Source organism: Acinetobacter sp. BY419 (assembly GCF_019038395.1).
Lineage (GTDB): Bacteria > Pseudomonadota > Gammaproteobacteria > Pseudomonadales > Moraxellaceae > Acinetobacter.
The window spans coordinates 1-2,099 of record NZ_JAGFXZ010000071.1; the positions used below are offsets into that span (position 1 = coordinate 1).

The 2,099-nt window shown below is 27.5% G+C and carries 2 protein-coding genes; both read right to left on the reverse strand.

Annotated features, from left to right (window positions below; genetic code table 11):
* Nucleotides 1-165 precede the first annotated feature (165 nt).
* Nucleotides 166-834: a hypothetical protein gene (locus KUG37_RS14590; protein WP_216938496.1), complete on the reverse strand. Its 669-nt coding sequence runs from the start codon at nt 832-834 to the stop codon at nt 166-168.
* 263 nt (nt 835-1,097) lie between these two features.
* Entirely contained in the window at nt 1,098-1,781 is a 684-nt protein-coding gene (locus KUG37_RS14595; protein ID WP_216938494.1) for a hypothetical protein, read from the reverse strand.
* Nucleotides 1,782-2,099: the final 318 nt, after the last annotated feature.

A 2,099-nucleotide genomic window follows, 5' to 3' on the forward strand; every position in this document is an offset into this window, starting at 1 on the left:
AACCGGACATTTCTATTTTGGGCTTACATTTTTTATTTCGTATAAGAGATTTTATGTTAAATGAAACACATATCGATATATAAAAATATATTTATAAATTAAATAAAGCCCATAGCACTAAGGTTGTACGCCTAGTGCTATGGAGCTAATTTTTAGATTTATTTACTATAATAAATCTTTCAATAAGTCTATCTCTTCCTTTCTCTTTTTTTCAATCAAATGATGTAATTGATCAAATTGATTATCATCTAATTTTAAATAGTGTATATGTGAATTAATATTTGAGTGTTTTTCCCAAATATTACCTTTATTTTTTAATTGTTCATCATCACTCAACTTCATTCTAGCTGTATTACCATAACCTAAAGGAAGTTCTATATATGTCTCATCCATTTGAACACAATTCTCTAAATCATCAATATAGAAGATAGTTAAAGATTCAATAAAGGGAACAAAACTAATGTGGAATTTTATATTTACTGGTGATTCTTTAAATAAAGGAGCTATTTGAGCTACTGAATATTTTGCGAATCCCGTCCCTATTTTCGTCATGTAAAAAATTAAATCATTATTTTCTTTTGCATAAATTTTAAAGTTATCAATATATTTTTTTATATCATGAATACCTAAAACTTTACCATCACTTCCAATTGTAGGAATACCATACGATTGTCCTTGTCGTCCTTCACCTTGTCCAAATATTGCTCCAAAACTTTCTAATGCGGTCTGTGCATAGCCAGAACGATGCTTGCCTAATTCATGACAGCCAAAAACTAAAATTTCATTTTCTTTAAAATTTAAGTCTTTAATTTTTTCGTAATACTGATAAAACATACATCATCCTAATTAAAAAATTATTTTAAGAAATTCTTTAGTTTCCTGATCAATTATAGCTATATGGATGCTTTAGGCTACATTTATCAAATACTAAGATACTGATATTTAATTAAATATAATTTTAGCTGTAAGTTTCAATATAGCTATAGCGAGAAGTACCTTACACGAAGTAAGAAATAGCTTAAGTGACTGTGTAATTAACTTTAAATATGTTGCTCATTTTGATTCTAAAAAAAAATTCAGATAGATAATCTGATTATCTAAGATAGATTGTTTTGGTGATTGGCTGCTAACATTGCTAATTCTTCTGCATAAGCAAATAAAAGCATTTCAATATCGTGATGGGTAGCATTATTCCCAAGATCATTAGCTACTTCTTTTAAAAGATTCAAATAATTTTGATAAAATTCTGTATCTTTAGCTTTTTTCCATTGTTTGAAAGTAGTCTTTATTTGTTCCTTACAGCTGTTAATTGTTTTATTACGACTTAGTAATGGAGGATAATATTCATGAGAATCAACATTATGAATTATTTGTAAAGCATTAATAGACATTGCTACTCTAGCATCATAAATTGCATATTCAATTGGGTTGATAATAGATAATGCTTTTGACCATGAAGCAATGCCCTGAGAGCCTCGGTCAATTAATTCTTGTGGTGAACTTGAAGTATATAATTCGAGTGTTTCTTGATTATTAGTTTTGACTCCCCCCCAATTATAAATGTACCATTTAATAAGAGAGTACTTTTCTTCGAATGTTTTTGAATCTAAGTAAGATGAATGAAGTTGAAATCTTAGGTCTATATTCTTTTCATACGAATCATCTCCATTAATATTTAATTTAATAGGAAGATGATCTAAATTGATAGGCCACTTATAAATTGAACTTAGATTTCCAATATTTTCTTTTGAAAAATTAAGTAAAGCATTTTTAATATTCATTGGCTTGTCATCATAAAGTTTAAATTTTATTGAATTGTATAGTAATTAAATTTTAATAACTTGATATTAATCAATAGCTACGTCATAAATTGACGCATAAGGTTATTCTGTATACATCTTAAAAGTTAAGATTTTCTGAAATTAGGGTGTTTTTTATTTAACTTCTCTAAAATTAACATAATACACGTTATACAAAGTCAAAAATGTAAGCCCAAAATAGAAATGTCCGGTTTCTCCAAAGTAAAAATGTCCGCTTTTAGAATATATGCTTTTGCGATTATCGAAGCGGACGGTTTGATATGTTGGTGTCTATGTCGG